Source organism: Methanospirillum lacunae (assembly GCF_003173355.1).
Classification (GTDB): domain Archaea; phylum Halobacteriota; class Methanomicrobia; order Methanomicrobiales; family Methanospirillaceae; genus Methanospirillum; species Methanospirillum lacunae.
The window spans coordinates 20951-42952 of sequence record NZ_QGMY01000017.1; the positions used below are offsets into that span (position 1 = coordinate 20951).

General features: G+C 45.1%; 25 protein-coding genes, 2 tRNA genes and 1 other RNA gene. 15 read left to right on the top strand and 13 right to left on the bottom strand.

Annotation, left to right across the window (positions count from 1 at the left end; all coding sequences use genetic code 11):
* The first annotated feature begins 79 nt into the window (after positions 1 to 79).
* Both DK846_RS15870 and DK846_RS15875 read left to right on the top strand, forming a co-directional pair.
* A complete protein-coding gene (locus DK846_RS15870; protein WP_109969979.1) occupies positions 80 to 667 on the top strand; it encodes a TlpA family protein disulfide reductase in 588 nt (195 codons plus the stop codon).
* Between the two features lie 2 nt (positions 668 to 669).
* Positions 670 to 1347: a cytochrome c biogenesis CcdA family protein gene (locus DK846_RS15875; protein WP_109969980.1), complete on the top strand. Its 678-nt coding sequence runs from the start codon at positions 670 to 672 to the stop codon at positions 1345 to 1347.
* A gap of 5 nt (positions 1348 to 1352) precedes the next feature.
* On the opposite strand, the gene DK846_RS15880 is transcribed toward DK846_RS15875, so the two are convergent.
* Positions 1353 to 3047 carry a phospholipase D-like domain-containing protein gene (locus DK846_RS15880; protein WP_109969981.1) on the bottom strand — a complete coding sequence of 565 codons (1695 nt, stop codon included), beginning with the start codon at positions 3045 to 3047 and terminating at the stop codon, positions 1353 to 1355.
* A 29-nt stretch (positions 3048 to 3076) separates the two neighbouring features.
* On the opposite strand from DK846_RS15880, the gene DK846_RS15885 reads away from it, so the two are divergent.
* Genes DK846_RS15885 through DK846_RS15895 form a run of 3 tightly spaced genes read left to right on the top strand, consistent with a single transcriptional unit; the run spans position 3077 to position 4136 of the window.
* Positions 3077 to 3667 (top strand): amino acid kinase family protein, encoded by a 591-nt coding sequence (locus DK846_RS15885; protein ID WP_109969982.1) that lies wholly within the window; start codon positions 3077 to 3079, stop codon positions 3665 to 3667.
* A 46-nt stretch (positions 3668 to 3713) separates the two neighbouring features.
* The gene (locus DK846_RS15890) at positions 3714 to 3875 is read left to right on the top strand and encodes a zinc finger domain-containing protein (protein WP_109969983.1); all 162 of its coding nucleotides are present in this window, start codon (positions 3714 to 3716) and stop codon (positions 3873 to 3875) included.
* 3 nt (positions 3876 to 3878) lie between these two features.
* Positions 3879 to 4136, top strand: coding sequence for an elongation factor 1-beta (locus tag DK846_RS15895; protein ID WP_109969984.1), 258 nt, complete (start codon positions 3879 to 3881; stop codon positions 4134 to 4136).
* 27 nt (positions 4137 to 4163) lie between these two features.
* Here DK846_RS15895 and DK846_RS15900 read toward each other — a convergent pair whose 3' ends face one another.
* The 7 genes from DK846_RS15900 to DK846_RS15930 form a co-directional block, all read right to left on the bottom strand.
* Positions 4164 to 5123, bottom strand: a complete 960-nt coding sequence (locus tag DK846_RS15900; protein WP_109969985.1) for a malate dehydrogenase — start codon at positions 5121 to 5123, stop codon at positions 4164 to 4166.
* Between the two features lie 18 nt (positions 5124 to 5141).
* An RNA gene (gene ffs, locus DK846_RS15905) (signal recognition particle sRNA) lies at positions 5142 to 5454 on the bottom strand.
* A 14-nt stretch (positions 5455 to 5468) separates the two neighbouring features.
* The gene (locus DK846_RS15910) at positions 5469 to 6503 is read right to left on the bottom strand and encodes a hypothetical protein (protein ID WP_109969986.1); all 1035 of its coding nucleotides are present in this window, start codon (positions 6501 to 6503) and stop codon (positions 5469 to 5471) included.
* Between the two features lie 47 nt (positions 6504 to 6550).
* Positions 6551 to 6623 (bottom strand) — tRNA-Ile (locus DK846_RS15915).
* An 11-nt stretch (positions 6624 to 6634) separates the two neighbouring features.
* Positions 6635 to 6707 (bottom strand) — tRNA-Asn (locus tag DK846_RS15920).
* A 59-nt stretch (positions 6708 to 6766) separates the two neighbouring features.
* Positions 6767 to 7063 carry a hypothetical protein gene (locus tag DK846_RS15925; RefSeq protein ID WP_109970100.1) on the bottom strand — a complete coding sequence of 99 codons (297 nt, stop codon included), beginning with the start codon at positions 7061 to 7063 and terminating at the stop codon, positions 6767 to 6769.
* 11 nt (positions 7064 to 7074) lie between these two features.
* Positions 7075 to 7302: a hypothetical protein gene (locus DK846_RS15930; RefSeq protein ID WP_109969987.1), complete on the bottom strand. Its 228-nt coding sequence runs from the start codon at positions 7300 to 7302 to the stop codon at positions 7075 to 7077.
* Positions 7303 to 7361: 59 nt separating this feature from the next.
* On the opposite strand from DK846_RS15930, the gene DK846_RS15935 reads away from it, so the two are divergent.
* Genes DK846_RS15935 through DK846_RS15955 form a run of 5 tightly spaced genes read left to right on the top strand, consistent with a single transcriptional unit; the run spans position 7362 to position 11754 of the window.
* Positions 7362 to 8492 carry a M24 family metallopeptidase gene (locus DK846_RS15935; protein ID WP_109969988.1) on the top strand — a complete coding sequence of 377 codons (1131 nt, stop codon included), beginning with the start codon at positions 7362 to 7364 and terminating at the stop codon, positions 8490 to 8492.
* Entirely contained in the window at positions 8489 to 9364 is an 876-nt protein-coding gene (gene map, locus DK846_RS15940) for a type II methionyl aminopeptidase (protein WP_109969989.1), read from the top strand. The genes DK846_RS15935 and map overlap by 4 nt, the downstream gene beginning before the upstream one ends.
* 59 nt (positions 9365 to 9423) lie before the next feature.
* On the top strand, positions 9424 to 10704 hold the full coding sequence (locus DK846_RS15945) for an ATP-binding protein (RefSeq protein WP_109969990.1): 1281 nt from the start codon (positions 9424 to 9426) through the stop codon (positions 10702 to 10704).
* A 5-nt stretch (positions 10705 to 10709) separates the two neighbouring features.
* Positions 10710 to 11432, top strand: coding sequence for an MBL fold metallo-hydrolase (locus tag DK846_RS15950; RefSeq protein ID WP_109969991.1), 723 nt, complete (start codon positions 10710 to 10712; stop codon positions 11430 to 11432).
* Between the two features lie 46 nt (positions 11433 to 11478).
* Positions 11479 to 11754 (top strand): DNA-directed RNA polymerase subunit L, encoded by a 276-nt coding sequence (locus DK846_RS15955; RefSeq protein ID WP_109969992.1) that lies wholly within the window; start codon positions 11479 to 11481, stop codon positions 11752 to 11754.
* Between the two features lie 15 nt (positions 11755 to 11769).
* Here DK846_RS15955 and DK846_RS15960 read toward each other — a convergent pair whose 3' ends face one another.
* A complete protein-coding gene (locus DK846_RS15960) occupies positions 11770 to 12381 on the bottom strand; it encodes a translation initiation factor IF-2 subunit beta (protein WP_109970101.1) in 612 nt (203 codons plus the stop codon).
* A gap of 305 nt (positions 12382 to 12686) precedes the next feature.
* On the opposite strand from DK846_RS15960, the gene mptA reads away from it, so the two are divergent.
* Positions 12687 to 13664, top strand: a complete 978-nt coding sequence (gene mptA, locus DK846_RS15965; RefSeq protein ID WP_109969993.1) for a GTP cyclohydrolase MptA — start codon at positions 12687 to 12689, stop codon at positions 13662 to 13664.
* Positions 13665 to 13666: 2 nt separating this feature from the next.
* Here mptA and DK846_RS15970 read toward each other — a convergent pair whose 3' ends face one another.
* Positions 13667 to 14182: a HepT-like ribonuclease domain-containing protein gene (locus tag DK846_RS15970; RefSeq protein WP_181391832.1), complete on the bottom strand. Its 516-nt coding sequence runs from the start codon at positions 14180 to 14182 to the stop codon at positions 13667 to 13669.
* A 601-nt stretch (positions 14183 to 14783) separates the two neighbouring features.
* Here DK846_RS15970 and frhA point away from each other — a divergent pair.
* Genes frhA through frhB form a run of 4 tightly spaced genes read left to right on the top strand, consistent with a single transcriptional unit; the run spans position 14784 to position 18419 of the window.
* The gene (gene frhA / locus DK846_RS15975; protein WP_109969995.1) at positions 14784 to 16151 is read left to right on the top strand and encodes a coenzyme F420 hydrogenase subunit alpha; all 1368 of its coding nucleotides are present in this window, start codon (positions 14784 to 14786) and stop codon (positions 16149 to 16151) included.
* A gap of 13 nt (positions 16152 to 16164) precedes the next feature.
* Entirely contained in the window at positions 16165 to 16713 is a 549-nt protein-coding gene (frhD, locus tag DK846_RS15980; RefSeq protein WP_109969996.1) for a coenzyme F420-reducing hydrogenase, FrhD protein, read from the top strand.
* Positions 16631 to 17551: a coenzyme F420 hydrogenase subunit gamma gene (frhG, locus tag DK846_RS15985; RefSeq protein WP_109969997.1), complete on the top strand. Its 921-nt coding sequence runs from the start codon at positions 16631 to 16633 to the stop codon at positions 17549 to 17551. The genes frhD and frhG overlap by 83 nt, the downstream gene beginning before the upstream one ends.
* 1 nt (position 17552) lies before the next feature.
* Entirely contained in the window at positions 17553 to 18419 is an 867-nt protein-coding gene (gene frhB, locus DK846_RS15990; protein WP_109969998.1) for a coenzyme F420 hydrogenase subunit beta, read from the top strand.
* Between the two features lie 1243 nt (positions 18420 to 19662).
* On the opposite strand, the gene DK846_RS15995 is transcribed toward frhB, so the two are convergent.
* From DK846_RS15995 to DK846_RS16005, 3 genes are all read right to left on the bottom strand, one after another.
* Positions 19663 to 19893, bottom strand: coding sequence for a hypothetical protein (locus DK846_RS15995; protein ID WP_146201254.1), 231 nt, complete (start codon positions 19891 to 19893; stop codon positions 19663 to 19665).
* Between the two features lie 198 nt (positions 19894 to 20091).
* Positions 20092 to 20895, bottom strand: coding sequence for a hypothetical protein (locus tag DK846_RS16000; RefSeq protein ID WP_146201255.1), 804 nt, complete (start codon positions 20893 to 20895; stop codon positions 20092 to 20094).
* Between the two features lie 245 nt (positions 20896 to 21140).
* Positions 21141 to 21980, bottom strand: a complete 840-nt coding sequence (locus DK846_RS16005) for a hypothetical protein (protein ID WP_109970001.1) — start codon at positions 21978 to 21980, stop codon at positions 21141 to 21143.
* Between the last annotated feature and the right edge of the window lie 22 nt (positions 21981 to 22002).

The window sequence follows — 22002 nt, forward strand, 5'->3', positions numbered from 1 at the left end:
GGTTGTAGCCCGTTCATCATAGGATTGTCGATACGTAAAGCCGGGGAAGTTTATACAGTATCATTACAGATGCTTGTACATGCACAATATCCGATATCGGAGAGTTCTAATAACCGGACTCTGCTTTTTTCTAATTCTGATGACCATGGCAACCGCATCAGAGCAACCGAAAGAGGTGAGCAAGGTGGTTCCCAATCCTGACGTCAATGCCACTCAACCAAGTGACCCAGGCCTTGCCTGGACAAAAATACCAATGACAGATGCAGTTACAGGAGAGCAATTTTCCATTGATCAAATCGCAAAGATGGGAAAACCCGTCCTCATCCATACCTTTGCAGTCTGGTGTCCTACATGCTCAATGCAACTTGGAGAGAGCGAACAAATGCTGACAACATCCCCAGATTCATTCACGATTGTGGGTATTGACATCGATCCAAATGAGAATCAGAACATGGTAAAGAAACATATAGAGAAAGAGAAGTATGCCGGCCACTTTGCAGCAGCACCAAAAGAATTAACTCGAGGGATGGTAGGAACATTCGGAACCAGCTTTGCACTAGAACTCCCACAGACGGTTATCGTATGTAATAAGACTGTGAACCACTTGGGATCAGGGTTGTTTAGAGCACAGACATTGAAGAGTGCCCTTTCCCAGGTCTGTGCATAACCATGGATTTCAGCCCTGAAACCTGGATCCTTTCATTTCTCGCAGGTCTGTACACCCCTCTCGGCGCTATGTGTGTCCTCCCACTTTATCCCGGATACCTGGCCTTCCTGGCAGGGAGAACAGCCCAGGGAAAAAGGGTATCAACACTTCTGCTCGGCCTGGCTGTCACAGCAGGAGTTATTGGTGCGATGCTTGCATTCGGAGTAGTGTTTGTATCCGTTCTACAGGCATCTACCAGCCTTGTAATAGGATATCTCGGCCCGGTCGTATACCTGATCCTGGCCATCATGAGCATTGGTATGATACTGGGTGTTGATATCGGTAGAATATTTCCAACAGTTCAGACACCAGAGGCAAAGACTCCATGGATAACAGCCTGCCTGTTTGGTGCATTCTTCGGCCTGGTTGCACTTCCATGCAACCCGGCATCAATTATCATGCTCTTTGCCCTTTCCACGACGACCGCTGATTTTATTGCGAATTTTATCAACTTTGTCATATTCGGGATAGGTATGGCGACACCACTTCTGGTTCTATCGGCTTTTTCAATGGATGCAAACAGGAAGGCGGTCTCATTCCTTGCAAAATACCATCTTATCATCAACCGGGGTGCAGGGGTTCTGATGCTGGCGGTGGCTTTATACTACCTGATTTTTGTATTCCTCAGTGAATACCTCTGATTTTTTTATCTTCTGTGTCGCCACAGATACAGGATCGCAAGCATGCCAACGATCATTCCGGCAAGCCCTATCTTTGCGATGTCGGGCCCGGACTCATGTGATAATGGCTGCTTTTTATAAGCGTTCCAATCTTGTTCAAAAACAGAGGCAAAGTACCCGGCAACATTGGGATCCTCAATAATCAGACCTGCTTCCCTATTGAAAGAGGGAGAATTTTCATTCCAGTTGATACTTGAGATCAATATAGAATCATCAGCGATCATGCCCTTTGCATGAAGCTTAAGGAGGCCGGTCCCTGAAAGGTCTAAAAGTCTCGCTTCAATTGGAATATGTTCACGATTGGCGATGGCTGTGATTTCAGCTGCAATCTCATCATTATCATTCTCTTCTTCGATGTTGTAGTAATACGAATCAAGGAGAATTTTAACTTCAACGCCCCTCCGGGCAGCATCTATCGCAGATTTAAGATAGGGGTTTCTCTTTCCATGTGACCAGTGTTTGATATAGGCTTCTTCAATATACAACCGGGATCTGGTTTCATTGATGAGAGACACGATAAGATCACTGGTATCTGGAGCAAGAACGGGAGTTACAGAAGAGTCGTTGAAATGAAGAGGTGCAAATACAGGTTTGTATGCCTCTGCAAAATATTCGGGAATTTCCGATCTGTTTCCCTGAATATCTGTGACGCCAGGTCCGTTTAGATCTGAGTAAAACACCTTTGAAAAGTAGGAACACAGATCAGGAGATGAGACCAGAACACCCCACCCCCGGTTTCCGGCAAAACCTGCCTTCTGAAAAGAATGTTCTTTGAAATTTTCGGTTGTGAGAAGGAGATCTTTTCCATCAATAACCAGGTATTTTGCATGATCATACCGGAATGGAGCGTGATCTTCACCTGTCCCTGCCATAACCCGGACATTAATCCCGACTGAACATAACATAGCGATGACAGTCTGCTCTTCAGAACTTATCCCACCAACGGGTCCCCCCTCAAGAAGCACAGTCACTTTCACACCACGAGAAAATGCCTGACAGAGTAAACCAGCCATCTCAGGGTCTGTAAACTCATACACATTGACCAGAATTTCGCGACGGGCAGACGATACTGCCTGTTCAAAAACCGCACGTCCGCAATCTGGAGAAACAAAGGCTGTACCAGTAACATTGGAAAAGGTTACAGGCATAAACCGGCTGGCACCGGATATAAAAACACGTTTGTCCCATATGCCATCAGGACCAAGGACATGGACCTGCCCTTTACGTGGCTTGAATGTTCCTGGCCACGAAAGATTCTGAATAAGTATACCATGCTCCTTCAGCATGAGCTCATCTTTCTGGTTTGCCATCTGGAATTTTCCAGTAACCACAGGCTCTGGAACATCTGGGCTCATTCCAATCAGTTCATAATCCGGGTATCTGCCATTGACCTTGTAAAATGCTTCTCCATCACGGGCTATTGTTATTGAACCAGATGATACCGCACCTGCAGGAAAGGTAATCTGCCCTTCTCCATCAGTTACCTCAAGAGAACTGAGAGGTCCGTCTCCACTGATCACCAGGTATTCATCGGCATCGCCATCCAGATAGGTATCAGAGTATACTTCAGTTATCTGAAATGCAGCAGTTGTGGTTACACAGATAAACACTACCAGGACCAGCGTGATGAGACGCATAGTGCAGAATATACAGGCAGCCATAAATGAATCTGCTGAAATAAACTTCTCACATGGTAAAGCCACTGGTGATCAAAGTTGGAGGCAGTCTATTGCCCCATGCCAGGCAGATCATCAGGACTGTTCTCAAATGCAACAGGGCTATCCTGATACTTCCGGGAGGTGGAATCTTCGCTGATGCAGTGCGGGAGACTGGCTCGGATGGAACGGTTGCACATTGGATGGCAATCGCAGGTATGGAACAATATGGGTGGTACTTATCTGGATTTGGCGTTGAAACAACAAGATACCCAGAGTTTACAGATAAACCACGCGTGATGCTTCCGTACCAGTACCTCATAGAGAAAGATCCGTTGCCCCATACCTGGGAGATCACCTCTGATACCATCAGCGCCTGGCTGGCTGATTATCTGGAAGCAGACCTTCTTATCCTGAAATCAATAGATCAGGTACGCGCAGATGGAGTCCCAATCGAAGTAATAAAAGCACAAATTAACACTTCTGACCTTGATCCCTTGTTCATCCCATTTATTTTGAGTCATCCGGTAAATGGCGGAGTTATCAACGGGACTTTCCCTGAGAGAATTACTCTAGCCATGAAGGGAGAGAAGGTTGTTGGAACCGGTTTTGGCACCATAGTTTAAGAGGATCAAGAAAGAATAAATTAAGCACCTTTGGAGACATCCGAATATGAGTCAAGAGAAATGTACCTCATGCAACGGCCCAATGGCAGAGCAGGGATCAACCGAATTCGGTTGCCCAGCCTGTGGTGTCCGTATCAGCCGCTGTTACCGCTGCCGGGAACAGAGTGTCGAGTTCGTCTGCCCGACATGTGGGTTCCGGGGGCCTTAAGGCATGGGTGATGTGGCACTGATCATCAAGGCAATGCCGGAATCTCCTGAAGTAAACCGTGAAGATATCAAGAAAGAGATTCGTGCAAAGCTTCCACGTGTTCAGGACATTCAGGAAGAACCTATCGGGTTCGGACTTGTTGCACTCAAGGTTGTCGTTGTTGTTCCGGACGCAGAAGGACAAACCGATGCAGCAGAGGCCACACTGAATAGCATTCCCGGAATAGAGCGGGCCGAGATCATCGGATCGACGCTTGTCTAACTAAAAAAAACTCTTTTTTCAGATTAACTACTCTGAATCTGATTGCTCAAGATTCTTGAGAATCTGATTAGTTAACCCACGAATCCGCTCAACAGAACGTTGAAATGCATGCACCTCTAGTGGGTCAAGTCTGATTGATACCGGAAATACCCCATCTTTGTTTATTCGGGCCGGAACACCGATACAGACATCACCAATGTTATGCACTTCACTCTTAACATAGGCAGATAACGTCAGAATCCGGTTTTCGTTTCCAAGCAGGGTCTTAATGATCGTAGCGATTGCATCGCCCGGCCCCCAGACAGTAGCACCCTTACTAGCAATGATCTGCTGACCTGATGAGCGGACCTTCCCCATGATATCATCAATGGGCAAGTTACCAAACGAAGGCAGATTGGATATCTGAATACCACCGATCGTAGTTGCTGACCAGAGAGGTACCATACTCTCTCCATGCTCGCCAATGATGCGGGTATGCACTTCACTGACGTGAACCTGGAAGAACGAAGCTATCAATGATTTCAGGCGCATCGAATCGAGGTGTGTACCAAGACCAAATACCTGGTGAGGTTTTTTCCCGGAATACCGAAGTGCAACAGACGTCATGATATCAACCGGATTGGTAACCATCATAATCATCGACTCCGGGGCGAACATCTGAACCTGCTTCGAGAGATCTGCTACAATTTTTGCATTCTCATGCGCGAGATCAAGACGATCCTGATTAGGTTTGCGTGCTACCCCTGCCGTAATGATAACCACGTCAGACCCTTTCATATCTGCAAGATCACAGCTCCACCGTACAACGCTTGCTGTACCCGTAGCAGCAAATGAATCAATGAGGTCACGGGTAATTCCATCAAGGAGAGACTGCGATCCATCCCGGCCGTACAACTGGATCTCCCGTATGTACGGTATCCGTGATATCGAGAGGGCCGCATACTGACCAACCCGTCCGGTAGCACCAATGATCGTGACTTTTGTCATGAGAATCAGCGTATAAAAATAGGGACACGTTCTCGGTCGACAGACCGTTGCAACCCTGGTCTCAAGCCTTCTCCTCCGCCCCGCAACCCCATGGGCGCCGAACGTTCACGGTAAGTCTGCTCCCTTCCGGGCCTGGACCGATCCCCGCGACAACAGGTCGTTCCTTCCTCCGAAGGTTGGATTGCTGGCCATCGACCTCACAGGACAGGGTTTCTTCGTTGAAAGCATGGAGAATTCGGGCAGTACGTGTAAGCCTTCCTCGAACTTCGCCCCCTGCGTACCGGCGGTTTCAGGTTACAGGTGACGTCGATCCACCCGGGCTAGTCCCCATTATTATGCGAAGACTCATGGAATAAAAACTTCCCCACCCACATCATTTTCCCAACCCTGCAAAAATGAATGATTTTGTCTAAACTTCTTTTTATTAAAAGGATCAAAAACAGTCAAAACATCATGATCATGGATTAAAGGAGAAAGTAACTCCATTCTCCCTTGAAATACCTCCACTTTTTTCTCTGCCCCAAATCCTTCAGCAACAGGGAGGGGGCCGTCAAGGAGCTTTTCGCGCGATAGATGGGGAAAATCCATTGCAAATTCGCATTCATCAAGACCCAGTGATTCTTTGTTGACAAGGAGATTGAACCCGGAAAAGTAAGCTGCCGCATACCAGGGATCGTTTAGTACAATATGGTGAACACCAAGGACTCCGCCGGTAATTCCCAATGTTCCCACCCCAGAACATGCGTCAACAAAGAGAGACGGGTGGACCCTTCGAATCGCAGTTTCCACAGAACGTATCTTTGGGTCAACGCCATGTGGAAACTCAATATGACTTGCTCCCTGTTTTTTGTAAGCCACTACAGGACCATGACTGGTTGGAAACAGATCTGCCCGGACATCACAGCCACAGAGAAGACGATGTTCAGAACATACATGTGATTCCGTATCAGCACAATCTCCGACCCCGGGAGGATCTTTTCCTTCTTTAAGAATGGCAGATATTTGAGGAATTTCATGATATGCACGATGCGCGGAGTCATCATCAAAAACAGAAGAGATCAGAATGAGAGAACGAGTGGGAAGAAACGGGGGGGAACGTAGAAAAATGCCGGGATCAATCAGGGGAATCCCCACAGCAGAGAGGGCTTCATCTCCTGAAAAAAGCCCGGCATCAACCAGAAGAAAGTAGAGCCTGGCATACACATCATCGATAAAAGCCCTGCCACAATGACAGGGCGGAGGAGGTGAATCTTCTGGCGGACCGGTTTTATCTCTGACAGCCCTGCAACAATCAGAACATGGAGAAAAAATTTCGTGCCGCCTGCTGATTAGGTCCTGCGCATAACAGATATGATCCTGACCACAGACGGGACAATTCATTCAGATAGTAACACTACGAGATCATCGAATAAAAAATAACCGGATGATGGGCCTGATGCGATTCGAACGCATGACCGCCCGGTTATGAGCCGGGCGCTCTAACCACTAAGCTACAGGCCCAAAAAGAATAACGCCGCCAACAGGACTCGAACCTGTGACATACTGGTTAACAGCCAGTCACTCTACCAACTGAGTTATGGCGGCTCAGAGGTGCTCTATAATGTAGGATCAATTTCCATATAAATTTTATGAAATCGTTTTGGTCACGTTTTCTGAATGGATGATCTCATTCCGTTCAATAAAACGATTATTTCTTCAATATCAGTGTCCAAACTCGTGAACAACTCATCAGCCTTTTCGGTAGCCACAGCACCGGTAGGAGAGGCGCGGATATATCCAAGCCCTTCCATAACACGGAGCGAGTACCGAATCCGATGCTGAGGGACGTTCATGACTTCAGACAATTTGATGATGCCTATCGGCTGATGCTGCGCTACAATAGACAGAACTTCAAGGTGTCTGCCGATTAATTCAATGTCCCCTTTTATTTTCTTTAACATGGGCAGTTCACTCAAGCATTCTTATCAAGCCATTCTTTTGTCTTCAGATACTGCCTTCTGAAAATTATCGTAAGAAGTAGTGCGATAAGAAGAGAAACAACTGAACCTGGAACCCTCCATTGCGACGGGAAGAGAAACAAGGCAATTACCCCGACAGCAAAGAAGAGGATTACTCCATTCAAAATTACTGCAATGTGCCAGAATTTCCATTTAAACTGCTCTTTAGCAGACTCGTTCATTATTCATACATCAATTTTATCATAAAAGTACTTGTGGTCTCATCAGCAATGTGTAGAGGATGGACTACCTCGATGATCTCATTCTTCGGTCCGGTACATCCGCATACTGTTTGTTTGCCTCATCTGATGACCCAGATATGCGTTACCTCACCCATTTTGTCACCAACGATCCTGTACCAGTCATAAAAAAAAGAGGGGAGAAACCCATCATGATCCTGCCTATCATGGAGGTTGACCGGGCAGAACGTGAATCAATCGCGCAAAGTATTACCCGGCAGCAGGCCGGGTTCCAGGAGATAATTGCAACAGAAAAAAATCCCTACAATATCACAGCTGCTCTGATTGAGAGATGTTCAGGAGGGGCAGTCATCGTTCCCCCTCAGTTTCCTCTTGCCCTGGCCCGGGCACTTGAGAAAAAAATACCGGTTATGCTAGATGACAAATCTACAATCTCACAGATGCGATCTCAGAAAAGCAGCGATGAAATCAGCCACATATCAGTTGTGCAAAAAGCGACTGAAGAAGCAATGGAGAACGGAATAAATCTCATCAGGGGATCCACAATGCGAAACGGGTTACTCTGGCACGGCGAAAAGCAGCTTACATCAGAACTAATACGGTATACTATTCATTCGGCTCTCCTTTCTCGCGGATGCGTTGCCAAAGATACCATAGTATCATGTGGAGAAGAGACTGCAATGCCTCATTGTACTGGAGAGGGACAACTCAAGGCCCACCAACCTATCGTGATTGATCTCTTTCCTAAAAGTGAAACGAGTGGCTATCATGCAGACATGACAAGAACTGTCTCAAAGGGAGAACCTTCAGGTAAGGTTTGTGAATTATATAATGCAGTTCGCGATGCAGAGATCCTGGGAGAGAGTCTAATTTTAGCTGGTGTGAGCGGGGCTGAATGTTATCAGAAGGTCAGGGATTATTTCGATGACCAGGGGTTCAAAACAGATACTGAGGGATTTATTCATAGTCTTGGGCATGGAATCGGCCTGGAGGTACATGAAAAACCAAGCCTTTCACCAGCTGGTGAAGAGTTGAAAGAGGGACATGTTGTTACTGTAGAGCCAGGTCTCTATTACCGTGGAGTAGGAGGGGTCAGGATTGAGAACATGGGAGTAGTTACAAGAAGCGGTTTTAATCGGCTAACGAATTTCCCTGTGGAGATGATTCTTTGAAAGAAGAGGTATTTGAACGATATATACAGGCAGGAAAGGTGGCATCCACCATCCTGCGAAAGGGAGGAGACCTGATAAGACCCGATGTATCACTTGCACTAACCGCTGCTGAGGTTGAACAGATGGTAATCGATGCAGGTCTTGGAGTGGCATTTCCAGTGAACATCTCATTGAATGAATCAGCAGCTCATGATACACCTTCACCTGAAGATGACCGGACATTCAAAGCAGGAGATATGGTAAAATTGGATCTGGGTGTACATCTGGATGGATATATCGCTGACACGGCATTAACTGTCGATCTTGGAGACCAGAACCTACTAGTGGAGGCATCAATTGCTGCGCGTGATGCAGCCATTGCTAAAGTCAAACCCGGAGTTACCATTGGTGAACTTGGAACGGCTGTGGCAGCAGAGATCGGTTCACGCGGATACAGACCGATTGCAAATCTTACAGGACACGGCCTTGACCAGTTCAGACTTCATATGGGGCCAAATGTCCCTAACGTCGGAGGAATCGGCGGGGCAGTGCTGGAAGAAGGAATGGCAATTGCAATAGAACCATTTGCTACAACAGGAACGGGTTATGTCAATGACCAGAAACGTGTTGAGATTTTCTCACAGATGGCCTGGAAGCCGGTAAGAATGCCTACATCGCGGAAGATCCTGAAAGAGATTGAACCATTAAACGGGCTTCCATTCGCAAGAAGACATCTTAAAACACCAAAGCCTGACCTTTCCCTGCTCAGACTTGTCAGAGAAGGGGTGCTTCACGCATATCCGGTCCTTGCAGATGTTCCTGGATCCTATGTATCTCAAGCTGAACACACCATGATTGTCACCAGTGATGGATGTGTAGTGACCACCGCATAACCCCTGAATAAAAATAACACGTTCATCTGTGATCAGCACTAACGATATGAGTTATTGACATGGCCCGTGACGAGGAGATCCTGGACCTGATCGAACTGCTTCTGGCGGCCGAGATATTTAACCAGAATCAGAATCTGGATATAAACGATCTAACCCCCATTGCACGTGAGGTATATGGCGTTCAGAGTATGGAAGGAGAACGGGGACCTGTTGTAGTTTCGGAAAGCGCGCTACAGAAGGTTCTTGGTATCCCTGACGCTCATCTGCGACTTGAAAAGCACCCACTCACGGTGTATGAAGAGTTTGGACACCGACTCAGAATAACAACTCTTCCGGCGGGATTCAACTGGTTTATCAAACACAATGGGGAGAAAAGAATTCGAAAAAACCCTGTTCTCGCCTGGTATGCGGAAAAAAATAATCTTCTATCAGATATTTCACATAGTGCATCTAGGGATATTAACCCAAGGTTTGAAGATAGCAGAGTGTCACTGGATCGCAGAATATCCAAGATGCTTGCAGATGATGAAAAATTAAGGGCGGGTCTTGATTTAATCATCATCAGTGCTCCGGAAGAAGTTGAACAGACGCTGGATGATATCATCTGCACATCTGACCAGGTTCAACGTATTCTCAAGCTGAAGGTTGCATTAGAAAACCTGGAATTTCTCAGGGCCCATCAGGTATTTGATATTGGAAAACTACTCTTTATTGGCCCACCGGGAACAGGAAAAACATCACTCGCTTTTGCTCTGACCCGGGTTTTTCACATGCCAATTCTTGAGGTGAGACTCCCGATGGTTACCTCCCAGTACCTTGGTGAGACATCCAAGAACATCGACCGGATCTTTGAGGTTGCACGCTCTTTATCTCCTTGTATTCTATTTATCGATGAATTTGACTTCCTCGCAAAAAGTAGGATTGGTGACGATCATGGAGCCATGAAACGGGCTGTAAACGCACTTCTCAAAAACATTGACCGGATCGGCCTTATCAGAAATAATGTGCTTCTGGTAGGGGCAACCAACCACCCTCAACTTCTGGATGAAGCGGCCTGGCGCCGATTTGATGAAGTTATTCCCTTTGATCTTCCAGACCTTGCAACAAGGCAACTTATTCTGGAGCGGCTTCTTCAGGGTTTTTCATCAGGATGCGATGTCAGCGCGGTAGCACGTGAGACTGATGGATATTCAGGTGCAGATCTCAAGATGGTTGTCCGTGAAGCAATACTCACCGCACTCATAGATAGCAGAACTCAACTGACTAACGAGGATCTGACAACTGGTCAGAATCTTATCAAGAACAGGGATGCTAGCAGAAACAAAAACTGTCAGGGATAAATCAGATGGAAATAACCCTGCTCGGTACTGGCGATGCAGTAGGCACACCCCATGTTGGGTGTGATTGTACACAATGTACCTATGCAAAAAAGAATGGCATCGAACGACTTCGAACCTCAATTCTAATTAGAAATAATGGCAATACCATCCTCATCGATACATCTCCTGATTTGAGAAGACAACTGTTACAGAACGGATCCCCGCGGATAGATGCAGTCATCTGGACCCATGGGCATTATGATCATTTCATGGGGTTCGGGGAATTTTACCGTGTACAGAGGATTCCACCTGTGTACGCAGCACCAGCCGTGATGAAATATTGTGGGGAAATATACCAGTTCCTCATTCATGATAAACATGAAATTCAGGTTTATACCCCCTTCACTCTTTTTGGCCTTGAATTCACACTGGTAGAAGTTACACATCCAAATGTGTATACCTGCGGAGTTATCTTCTCTGATGGAAAGGTCAGGATAGGTTATACGTCAGATACAAATGAGCACCTCCCCGAAAAGACCCGGGGACTCTTAACCGGGATGGATCTCCTCTTTATCGACGGCCTCTTTCCTTCATCTTTCAAAAAAGTCGCCAAGCATCTTAACTACGAGGAAGCAGTGGATCTTGCCGGAGAACTCAAGGCCAAGGATTTTAGAGTTGTTCATATGAGCCATTACCTCCCATTCAACCTCCCTCATCAGGGCTATGATGGTGAACAATTCATCTTCTAAAGAGATGGCTGTAAGTTTATGAGTTTTGAAGACACACTAATCTGGAATGAATATAACCGTTCTTGAACTGAGTGAAGATAAGGTTAAAATTACCCTGATCGGTCAGGGGCATACGTTCATGAACGCCCTCATCAGTGAGATTCAGAAGGATCCAACTGTTGACGTAGCAAACTATGTCATTGAATTCCAATTCTCTGATCCGGTGCTTACCGTCACGACTTATGACAAAAAGGATCCGATTGCACCGATTGTCGCTGCATGTAATCGTCTCTCTGCTTCATGTAATGAACTTTTAAAAGACGTAGAAGCAGTAAAAAAATAACCTTATTTTCAGCCATTATGGCTGTTCTGTAAATATAATCGATCCAGATATCTTTGCTATCCTGACTTTTAGTTTCTGACCTGGTTTTGCACCTTTTACATACACAATATACTTACCGATCTTAGCGACTCCATCTCCACGACGTGAGGTAGACTCGATATTGACTTCAACAATGTTTCCAGGCTCAAGACTACTGGTTGCCATTTCAGTCTTCGCTTTGCGTTTCCTGACCGGCCGATGACTTCCACAGGCTTCACATTTGATTACCAGAACTCGATCATCCTTGAACAATTTTGTATCAGGTTTGCCACACTCAGAGCAGATGACATAATCATCAACATAACTCTTGATGAGCGGGCTGAACATTGACTCCTCAAATTTTCCGTTTAATATGATCCTGTTCCCATCGATCTTTCCGGCTGTACCAAGTTCGCCTAGGAAGAACTTCATGAGATGATCAGGGTCACGTCGGAGAGCACTGACAATATCGGTGAAATTTTCAAGGATGGTCGTTTTGCCCTCGATTGTAATTCGGGGTTCGGGATATGACCAACGCTCACCATCCTCGGAGGGCTCAGTCACCTCCTCGTATGCCTTATGTAACAGGGCCTCATATGAATCGACCATGGTACCTATCATTTCTCCCGGGAACGGGATAAATATGAGGCCTTCACCAAGTACAATTCACGGTTTTTTTGTGGTGAGACCTTTTTATCTGCAAATCTTACCGAGAATATCAGAAAAAATTAAACATGTTATTATTAGTAGCACCCTAATTAGGAGATTTCCGTGCCAATATCACCGTTTATTACTCATGGATACAATTCGATCTTTTTTCCCTCTATTTTTCAGACAGAACAATAGACAACCTATTAGTATCTCCAGTACTCAGATGTAGGAACCAGCTCAATCCCTACCATAAGAAAGGAGCGATGATCATAACAAAAAATGCAGAGCGGGCCTTTGTCAGGGAACTTCCCGATGTACAATCCACTACCCCGGACGTAAGAATTAATCTCACACGGGTGGGAGTTAAAAACGTCAAAAAGATGGTGGAGGTATCCCGTCCAGGAAAGCGCCCGGTCATATTTATATCAAACTTTGATATCTTTGTTGACCTGCCAGGAAGCCTTAAAGGAGCAAATCTATCACGTAATTTTGAAGTGATTGATGAAGTACTCCAGCAGGCAATTGAAGGAGAAGTCAAAGAGATCGAAGAACTGTGTAGTATGGTAGCCAGAAAACTTCTCGATAAACATGAGTACGCAGACAGAACAGAAGTCCTCATGCGAAGTGAGTTCATGGTTGCCGGCGAGACCCCGGTTACACGGACAATATGTCAGGAGGTTGTAAAGGTATTTGCCAGTGCAATAGCCAAGAGAACCTTTAAAGATCCTATTGTCCGTAAAAGTATCGGGGCTGAAGTTACCGGGATGACTGCCTGTCCCTGTGCCCAGAACATCATGCAGGAACGGGCACGGGAGGTCATGGAAGGGCTCAATATTGACACTGAAACTATTGAGAAGTTTTTCCATGAGGTCCCAATGGCTACTCACAATCAACGAGGAAGAGGATTCCTTTCTCTTGAGACTGATGATGAGAGCCATGTTCCACTCGATAAGATCATCAAGATATTAAAACAGTCAATGAGTACCCCCATCTTCGAACTTCTGAAACGGGGTGACGAGGGGCATGTGGTTCTTGCTGCACATAAAAACCCACGTTTTGTTGAAGACTGCGTAAGAGAGATGGCTCGTCGTGTTCACGCCGAGTTTGGTGACCTTCCAGGTGACTCGGTTGTGACAATAGCACAAGACAACGAAGAAAGTATTCATCAACACGATGCATTTGCCGAGCGGCAGGCTACAATTGCAGAGTTATCAGACGAGATCAATGGAGAAAACTCCTAATCTCATCCTAAAAGAAAGATTACAACAAAGATACAAACCAGAAGTATTAACCCGGTAGCAAGAATCATTTGTTTTCGGGTAATCATACCCGTCCGGTTAAGTTCATTTCGTATTACTGTGACATAAGCCTCATACCTGGGAAGTGACTCAATAATCTCGTTTAGATCTTCTTTTGTTACTTCATGGAAATGATGTGAACACTGATTTCGAAAGTTTACAAGCATGAGAAGATCCTGACGGGTCGCCGGATCGATCACATCATAATCTGAAAGACGTTTGAAGATTACTTTATTTCGTATCTCTTCTTCTGGACTTGCATATCCCCGATAGTAAACAGTCTCTCTTCCAAGATCAATCAGGCGATTTGCAAGAGCAAATAGCACCATCGATAATGCATAAAAATTTCGATGATCCCGATCCTGGCGTGTCTGCTGAAGACTGATACTCTTGGCGTCTCCAAGATACTGATAGATATCTGATATGATTTTACCCTGTTCTGGAGTGAGACCGTTATCCATATCTCCCATGTAGTTGGGCAGGGATCAGGATAAGCAGATCAGTAAACAAAATGTCGATAGTCTAGATCTCAAATATTCAACCTATCGAAAAAATATGCGGAATATTTTGCCTATTTCAAGCGCCAATCATTATTAATGACTTATATCAGAGAATGGTCCCAAAATGAAAGGGAAATTTTTAGTTCGAAAAAATTAAACAAATCCAATAATAAATGTATATAAAAATCTGATAAGTATTACACGAATAATTCAGATTGTTAGTGAAGACCTTATTTTTCTCTTATTTACTAAAATTAATTCCGAAATCTAATTTTTTATTTTTTAGGATATTTTTCCTCTACAAAAACTATAGAAGATAATAATAGAATTTATAAAATTAGTAACACAAATGGCATAATTAATATGGATTATTTTTACCAAAACTAAGGGTTTGGCGCGGTTTCTTTAGAAATTCGGGTTTCAAATGACAAATTAGATATATTGAAGTCTCAAATCACCATTTGTCGTACACTGGTACGGTCGTACCCTCAGATCTCCTGAGGGCTCTCTCGCGATGAGTGGTATAGCACTACGAACAAACCAATAATGAAAGGCGATTCTCTTGTCCAAAGTAGTAGAAATTTCCCCAACCACAAGACATGAGGGGCATTCCAAGCTCGTACTCAAAGTCAACGATGAGGGAATTATTGAGCGAGGAGACTGGATCAGTATAACCCCGGTTAGAGGTCTGGAAAAACTGTGTATCGGAAAGACGATGCACCAGGCACCAAAGATCTCATCCCGTGTCTGCGGTATCTGCCCGATTGCACACACCCTGGCAGGTATCGGAGCAATGGAAGCCTCAATCGGCTGTGAGATTCCACAGGATGCATATCTGCTCAGGCTTATCCTCCAGTGCGCAAATAAACTTCACAGTATTGCACTGCACGACATCCTTGCACTGCCTGATATGTACATCCCAGGCACCGAGACAAAGATCAATCCGTTCACTGCGGAAGAACCAGTCAGAACCGTTGCAAAGCGGATCCAGCGGCTCCGTGAGATCGGACAGACGATCGGTGAGATTGCCGGAGGAGAACCAGTTCACCCAAGCAATCCACGTGTCGGTGGAATGTATTACAATATCAGCCCACAGGCAAAGCAGAAGCTCTTTGACCTCGCAAAGGAAGCCCTCCCAATGGCCATCGCCCAGATGGACTTCATGAACGCTGTCTTCAAGAACTTCGAGAAGAGGGAGACCGTTACCGTCGGGAAGACCACTGTTGATATGCCAAAGGAATTCGGATACCACAACCAGGGATACATGGCTGTCGACTCGATATTCCAGTCATCAAGCCTTGACTTTGACCCCAAGTGGGATCCAAACCGCTGGACCGATGTAACCCCCTGGGACTGGTACATGGGCGAGTGCGAAGTTTCACTTGAGGACCCAGACTACCCAATCGGTGGAACCTCCAAGATCGGAACCAAGGCATGGCCACAGATGCAGGCCTGCACCTCCATTCCACTCTACGATGGCCAGCCAGTAGAAGTCGGTCCACGTGCCCGTATGGTCACCTTCAAGAACTTCGATCACAAGGGAGCCATGGGTCAGAACATTGCACGTGAGATGGAGTACCCAGACTGCCTATACACTATTATCGATGCTCTGGATGCCCTTGACTGTAATGGGTCTGTCCTTGCTGATGAGATCCCACAGGGAGACGGTAGCCTTGGATGGAACGCCAACGAAGCACCTCGTGGAACCGATGTTCACCTCGCTAAGGTCAAGGATGGAAGAGTCCAGATGTACAACCTGCTTGTGCCAACCACCTGGAACTTCCCGACCTGTAGTCGAGCTCTCGAAGGAGCACCCTGGCAGCTCGCAGAGGTTATTGTACGTGCCTATGACCCCTGTGTCTCCTGTGCAACCCACATGCTGGTCGTAGACGAGAACAAGAAGATCATCGCCCAGAAACTCGTCCAGTGAGAGAGTCTCGCGCATGTTATTTCAGGAGATCGTGATATGCGGGTGCGGTAACCCGCTCTTTGCTGACGACGGGTTCGGTCCGGAAGTAGTAGAGGAATTAAAGAAGATCTCACTGCCTGAAACAGTGAAGGTGATAGATGCAGGTCTTGGTGGCCCACATTTTATCTTCACCTTGCTGGACCAGTCTGAAGAACCGGTGAAGAAGATAATCATCATTGATATTGCAGACTTTGGTGGAAATCCTGGAGAGATAACTCTGTTAACTCCTTATGATCTGCCTCCAGGCAAATACCGGGATGCCCATTCATGGGACCTTGCAGAACCACTTCACCGCATAAAAGACAAGATCGATATCACGATCATTGGATGTCAACCCAAGCGTGTTACTGCTCCTGATTTAGAAATCGGACTCTCGGATGAGGTTGCAAGCGCGATTCCACGAACAGTACAGTTAGTACTGAAGTTGTTGGAGGAGCATTATGGGACTACTATCGCTAATATTCGGGAGGAAAGAGAAGAAACCGGTGGAGGTAAAACCACCACAGCCGGTTGCAACTCCTAAACCCGTGGCGAGTGTGAAACAAGAATCACATAAGGAGGAAAGACCTGTGTCTAACAAAATTACTCTCGGACATGTGCACATGAGTGGGTGTATAGGATGCTGTGTCTCAATTGCGGACACCTATGGGGGCCTGTTCACTCTGCTTGATAATTACGCAGATTTGGTTTACAGCCTAACACTGGTGGATGTAAGACACATCCCGAAGATGGATGTCGCCCTCGTTGAGGGATCTGTATGCCTGCAGGATGAACTCTCAATTGAAGAGATCAAGGAAACCCGTGAGAGGGCAACTGTCGTGGTGGCTCTCGGTGGATGTTCAGCATACGGAAACATTACCCGGTTCAGCCGCGGCGGTCAGTTCAACCAGCCACAGCACGAGTCCTATGTACCAATTTCCAAACTGATCGATGTAGATGTCTACATTCCAGGCTGTGCACCAAACCCAGAAGTTATCAGGAACGTTGCTGTAATGGCATACCTGCTGCTGAAGGGTAATGACGCACAGAAGAAACTGGCAACAGCATACCTTGCACCACTGATGGCTCTTGCAAAGGACGGATCCCGCATTGAGTCCGACAGCGAGGCCTGTGGCTGTGACATTATGCTCAAGGTCATCAACCAGGGACTGTGTATGGGCTGTGGAACCTGTGCAGCATCCTGTCCGGTCTTTGCAATCAGTATGGAGTATGGTAAACCTAACATTGACCGCGAAATGTGTATCAAGTGTGGTGCCTGTTATAGTTCTTGCCCACGGAGCTTCTTCAGCTTCGATGTATGTGGCGATTACGAAAACATTCTCGGCGCAATTACTGCTGCAATGAACCCAGGGGGCAACTAACATGGATATGCTCGGCAAGTACAAAACCTGTGTTGCAGCACGCAGCACCAGCAGTGAGATTCTGAAGTCGTCCCAGGATGGTGGAATTGTCACCCAGATGTTCATCTATGCTCTTGAAGAGGGCATCATCGACGGTGCAATTGTCGCAGGACCTGGAGACGAACCTTGGAAACCAAAACCCATGGTCGCAACAACTCCTGAGGAGATACTTGCAGCCAGGGGAACCAGGTACAACATCTCACCAAATATGGCTGTCATTAAGGAGTCAGTCCGGAAGTATGGCCTTGATAAGGTCGGTATTGTCGGAACTCCCTGCCAGATGCAGGCACTCCGTAAGGCTCAGCTCTACCCGGTCGGAATGCGGTATGTCACTGACAAGATCGCTCTCGCAATGGGTATCTTCTGTATGGAGAACTTCTCCTACCAGAGCATGAAGCAGATTGTAGAAGACCACTGCAATGTGGATCTGCACTCTCTCAAGAAGACTGATATCGGAAAGGGTAAGTATTGGGCATACACCAACCGTGGTGCAGTCTCCCAGATCCCCCTGAAAGTTACTCACAAGTACGAGCAGCCAGGCTGCCACGTCTGTCTGGACTATGTCGCCAACATGGGTGACATTTCAACCGGTTCAGTCGGTTCACCAGACGGATGGAGCACTGTCTTTGTCAGAAGCACCAACGGTGACAATATCTGGAAAAAGGCAGTAGAAGCAGGTGTCTTTGAAGTTAAAGCAATTGACAGTGTCAAGCCAGGCTTGGACCTTGTAACCAAACTCGCCACTGAAAAGATCACCAAGAACCAGAAGGAACTTGAACACCGTGCAAAGATGGGTGTAAACAAGGGCCTTCGCAACCCATATATCTAAGAACCTTTTTTTGGTTCATTAATCTTTTTTATAATCTAGTTCTACTGAAATCTCATATTTAACTGCTTTGGTCACTGCCTGGTTTTTATTGTTGAAATCCAACTTTGCCAATAATAAAATAAAATGTAATTAGTGATGTTTGAATTGTCCAAAATGTGAAGCATATCTCAACAAAATTCACCAAAAATAGCGTTATCGAATTTGACTGTTATGATTATTCGTGAATGAGGAATAACAAAAAAGTTCATTCATTCCAATTTTGATGCCATCATCATAGTTATTTTTGGACATAGTGGTGGTTACGTTAAGTTTTGAGGGAAACTTCAACTGTCAAATACAGTTTCCTAATGAAATTCGGGAAAATTAGATCGTAATAGTGGATGAACTCATTAATCTCAAAAGTCAAAGTGGCAAAGTAAGGTTGAAACGATGCTAATTAATTACATAACAATCAATTAAACTATATAGTGATATACATAAGAAACAGATTGCACAAAGGAGACTGTTTTTCCTAATCATGCAGATTTTTTTCCAAAACAAACATCATGGAATTCGGTTGCCATATGGCTTCATTTAATTCATGTTTTTACTCCAACCGGGGAATGTGAGTTCCATCACTTTCAAGACAAAACTTACGACGATTAGTTTGATATCTTTCTTAGAAAACAAGATGTCGATGCAATACTGTTAGAATTCCTCGGGAAGATAACAGAAAAAGAAGAATATTTTGAAGTATTGACAAAGAAACAAGATATGATTCAGGTCAACAAAGTTCAGGATCTATTGATGCGTAAATACTTGAGAAAAATTGTCATTAATTTCATCGGGCATTACTCATTTAGGGTTCGAATTTGAACTTAAAATCTTTATATTTTCAATAAATCCGGATTAATCTAAATTTAATACCATAATCAGGATAAAAGGACAACTACAGTGATTCTTAGCATGATTTTACTCCAGAGGACAGCTAAAAACCCCACATTTTTTTCATTGGGCAATGTAACCTCAATGGTGAGTTATTTTTTCTCTTCGGTGAAAACAATCCTCTATCGTATGAAAGGCCACCATTGAATTTGAGTAAACCTATGATTACTATCCTTCATACAACTGTTTATAGGTAATCTTTAACGTCCTTATCAAGATACATACCGAATGGCCTAAAGACACCTATAAAACGTAAAAGAATATAACAAAGAACAAAATTTTATAAAAGATCGAAAAAAAGGAATATGCATTTATTCAATTAAGCGAAAGTTGAGTTAAATGGTGAACTCGTTTCCTGCATGCTCTTGACATCACTTGAGTTGAACTTTGCTGTTTCCTGCATGCTCTTAACATCACTTGAGTTGAACTTCTGTGTTTCCTGCATGCTCTTAGGCCAAAGAACATCATCATCAGCACATGCAATTCCCACAATACTCAGTATAAGGGCGAAAATTACACCTGAAACCAATACCATACTCGTACGCTTCATATCAGGATTCCTCACATTATGTTGATGGATATCGTATTTAATCTTACTATCCATTATGGAGAAATATTCGTTTAATCATTATTAATCATTATTTTATAAGAGAATCTGGTCTTGCACAGTGCAAACCATCCAAAGGTTAATTTTTTTGCTGATATTTGAGGACACAAGGTAAATTATAAAAAAAGGGTAAAAACCCAATCAGACTTTAAATCCTGATTGATAAGTAAATGCTTTCTGGAAATTCTTTATTCCACCAGTTGCAGTCGTGGAATCTTTCCATGTGTTGGTAACAGATGTCTTGTTCCAGGTTGCAGATGCTGAATTATAATTACTATCACCACCATCACGGGCTTCCATAATGCTTCCAGCAAAGACAGTTTTCACTGTTCCTTCAGCATATCCACTTCCCGAGTTAGAATCAGGAGTGACTGCAATCTGGTAGTTCAGACCAGCAGGCACACCAGCATCAGAAGCAACCGCTCTTATCTGACCTTTACTTGAGATTTGAGCACTATTTACATTGATAAGGCTGCTCTTTGCTGACACTATATTGCAGAAGGCCGGAAGAGCATTATTTGCACTGTTTGAAAAGACACACCTAATGTTTCCGTCACCAGAAGCATAATTGCCTGCTACAGAGAGGGTGTACTCTTCCTCACCAACAAGATGTGCACCTTCAGTACTGGCATAGGTCAAAACCTTCTGGGATTCAAGATTGTATAGCCCACTCGACTGATCCTTAGAACTAAAATCAAAGTTCTTGTTCATACTGAGTTTACCACCATTTGTCATGATAGAATCACGATATGTGATGTCTGCAATCGATTGAGAAGCACCAAGAATACCAGTAGGAATTGCTCCTGGTGAGGCAATAACCCAGGACAACATAGTATTATCAGAAACAAAACCTGTGACATCAATTACAGTATCAATTGAAAAAACCTGATTTTCCGGTGTCTGATTGGGAAGCCTATCACCAGCGACCTGACCTATAACAGCCACAAAAATCACCAAGCCAGCATATAACATAACTCTATAATTCACAATAATACCCCACTCCCATACCTGAAACCCCCAGGTAATAAGGATACATTATGATCAGAGAAATAAGTAGTTTCTGAAAAACTCTTGTACAGCGAATTAACCAAAAATATCAATTAAAGCGCTAATAGGCAGATAAAGAACAACAGAATTCACACAGAGTAACAAAAAAAGGTTCCCTAAAGGGAAATTATGAGGTATTAAGATTATACCTTGAATCCGGACTGGTAGGTAAAGGCCTTCTGCAGGGTCTTTATGCCGCCGGTGACTTCGGTGTTGTCTTTCCAGCTGTTGGTTGCAGAGGTCTTGTTCCAGGTTGCTCCTGCTCCATTGTCGTAGTTACTGTCACGGGCTTCCATGATGCTGCCTGCGAATACAGTCTTGACAGTACCCTCTGCAAAGCCGCTGCCGGAGTTTGCATCAGGAGTAACTGCAATCTGGTAGTTCAGACCTGCTGGAACATCAGCGGTGTCTGCAGTTGCACGGATCTGTCCCTTGGTGGAGACCTGTGCACTGTTAACATTTACAAGACTGCTCTTTGCAGAGACAATGTTGCAGAATGCTGGGAGCATTGAACCATTAAGGGTTGAGAACACACAGCGGATGTTGTTGTCTGCGCTTGCAAAGTTACCTGCAACAGACAGAGTGTACTCTTCCTCGCCGACAAGGTGTGCACCTTCGGTGCTGGCGTAGGTCAGAACCTTCTGGGACTCAATGTTGTAGAGGCCGCTGCTCTGGCTCTTTGAGTTGAAATCAAAGTTCTTGTTCTCAGCGAGCTTTCCACCGTTGGTGAGGATTGCATCCTTGTAGGTAACGTCAGAGATTGTCTGGCCTGCTCCAAGGATTCCGGTTGGAATCTTACCTGGATTTGCAATTACCCAGGACATGGTGGACTTGTCGTCGACTGCACCAGTTGCGTCGATGACGGTGTCAATTGAAAAAACCTGATTCTCTGGGGTTGCGTTGGGCAGACGGTCTGCTGCTGCAAACCCGGTAACTGCCACAAGGGCAACCAGTGCAACAATTGCTGCAAATACGAACTTCATTTATTTCCTCCTACATTTCATG

What these genes read in the sequence shown, in the direction of transcription:
- mptA (WP_109969993.1), top strand. Translation starts at nt 12,687, where the DNA reads ATGATCATAACAAAAAATGCAGAGCGGGCCTTTGTCAGGGAACTTCCC.
- DK846_RS15950 (WP_109969991.1), top strand. Translation starts at nt 10,710, where the DNA reads ATGGAAATAACCCTGCTCGGTACTGGCGATGCAGTAGGCACACCCCAT.
- DK846_RS15880 (WP_109969981.1), bottom strand. Translation starts at nt 3,047, where the DNA reads ATGGCTGCCTGTATATTCTGCACTATGCGTCTCATCACGCTGGTCCTG.
- DK846_RS15890 (WP_109969983.1), top strand. Translation starts at nt 3,714, where the DNA reads ATGAGTCAAGAGAAATGTACCTCATGCAACGGCCCAATGGCAGAGCAG.
- DK846_RS15875 (WP_109969980.1), top strand. Translation starts at nt 670, where the DNA reads ATGGATTTCAGCCCTGAAACCTGGATCCTTTCATTTCTCGCAGGTCTG.
- DK846_RS15995 (WP_146201254.1), bottom strand. Translation starts at nt 19,893, where the DNA reads ATGAAGCGTACGAGTATGGTATTGGTTTCAGGTGTAATTTTCGCCCTT.
- DK846_RS15930 (WP_109969987.1), bottom strand. Translation starts at nt 7,302, where the DNA reads ATGAACGAGTCTGCTAAAGAGCAGTTTAAATGGAAATTCTGGCACATT.
- frhG (WP_109969997.1), top strand. Translation starts at nt 16,631, where the DNA reads ATGGGACTACTATCGCTAATATTCGGGAGGAAAGAGAAGAAACCGGTG.
- DK846_RS15945 (WP_109969990.1), top strand. Translation starts at nt 9,424, where the DNA reads ATGGCCCGTGACGAGGAGATCCTGGACCTGATCGAACTGCTTCTGGCG.
- DK846_RS15870 (WP_109969979.1), top strand. Translation starts at nt 80, where the DNA reads ATGCACAATATCCGATATCGGAGAGTTCTAATAACCGGACTCTGCTTT.
- frhD (WP_109969996.1), top strand. Translation starts at nt 16,165, where the DNA reads ATGTTATTTCAGGAGATCGTGATATGCGGGTGCGGTAACCCGCTCTTT.
- DK846_RS15910 (WP_109969986.1), bottom strand. Translation starts at nt 6,503, where the DNA reads ATGAATTGTCCCGTCTGTGGTCAGGATCATATCTGTTATGCGCAGGAC.
- DK846_RS15925 (WP_109970100.1), bottom strand. Translation starts at nt 7,063, where the DNA reads ATGTTAAAGAAAATAAAAGGGGACATTGAATTAATCGGCAGACACCTT.
- DK846_RS15885 (WP_109969982.1), top strand. Translation starts at nt 3,077, where the DNA reads ATGGTAAAGCCACTGGTGATCAAAGTTGGAGGCAGTCTATTGCCCCAT.
- DK846_RS15935 (WP_109969988.1), top strand. Translation starts at nt 7,362, where the DNA reads ATGGACTACCTCGATGATCTCATTCTTCGGTCCGGTACATCCGCATAC.
- DK846_RS15900 (WP_109969985.1), bottom strand. Translation starts at nt 5,123, where the DNA reads ATGACAAAAGTCACGATCATTGGTGCTACCGGACGGGTTGGTCAGTAT.
- frhB (WP_109969998.1), top strand. Translation starts at nt 17,553, where the DNA reads ATGGATATGCTCGGCAAGTACAAAACCTGTGTTGCAGCACGCAGCACC.
- DK846_RS16005 (WP_109970001.1), bottom strand. Translation starts at nt 21,980, where the DNA reads ATGAAGTTCGTATTTGCAGCAATTGTTGCACTGGTTGCCCTTGTGGCA.
- DK846_RS15955 (WP_109969992.1), top strand. Translation starts at nt 11,479, where the DNA reads ATGAATATAACCGTTCTTGAACTGAGTGAAGATAAGGTTAAAATTACC.
- DK846_RS15960 (WP_109970101.1), bottom strand. Translation starts at nt 12,381, where the DNA reads ATGGTCGATTCATATGAGGCCCTGTTACATAAGGCATACGAGGAGGTG.
- DK846_RS15895 (WP_109969984.1), top strand. Translation starts at nt 3,879, where the DNA reads ATGGGTGATGTGGCACTGATCATCAAGGCAATGCCGGAATCTCCTGAA.
- DK846_RS15970 (WP_181391832.1), bottom strand. Translation starts at nt 14,182, where the DNA reads ATGGATAACGGTCTCACTCCAGAACAGGGTAAAATCATATCAGATATC.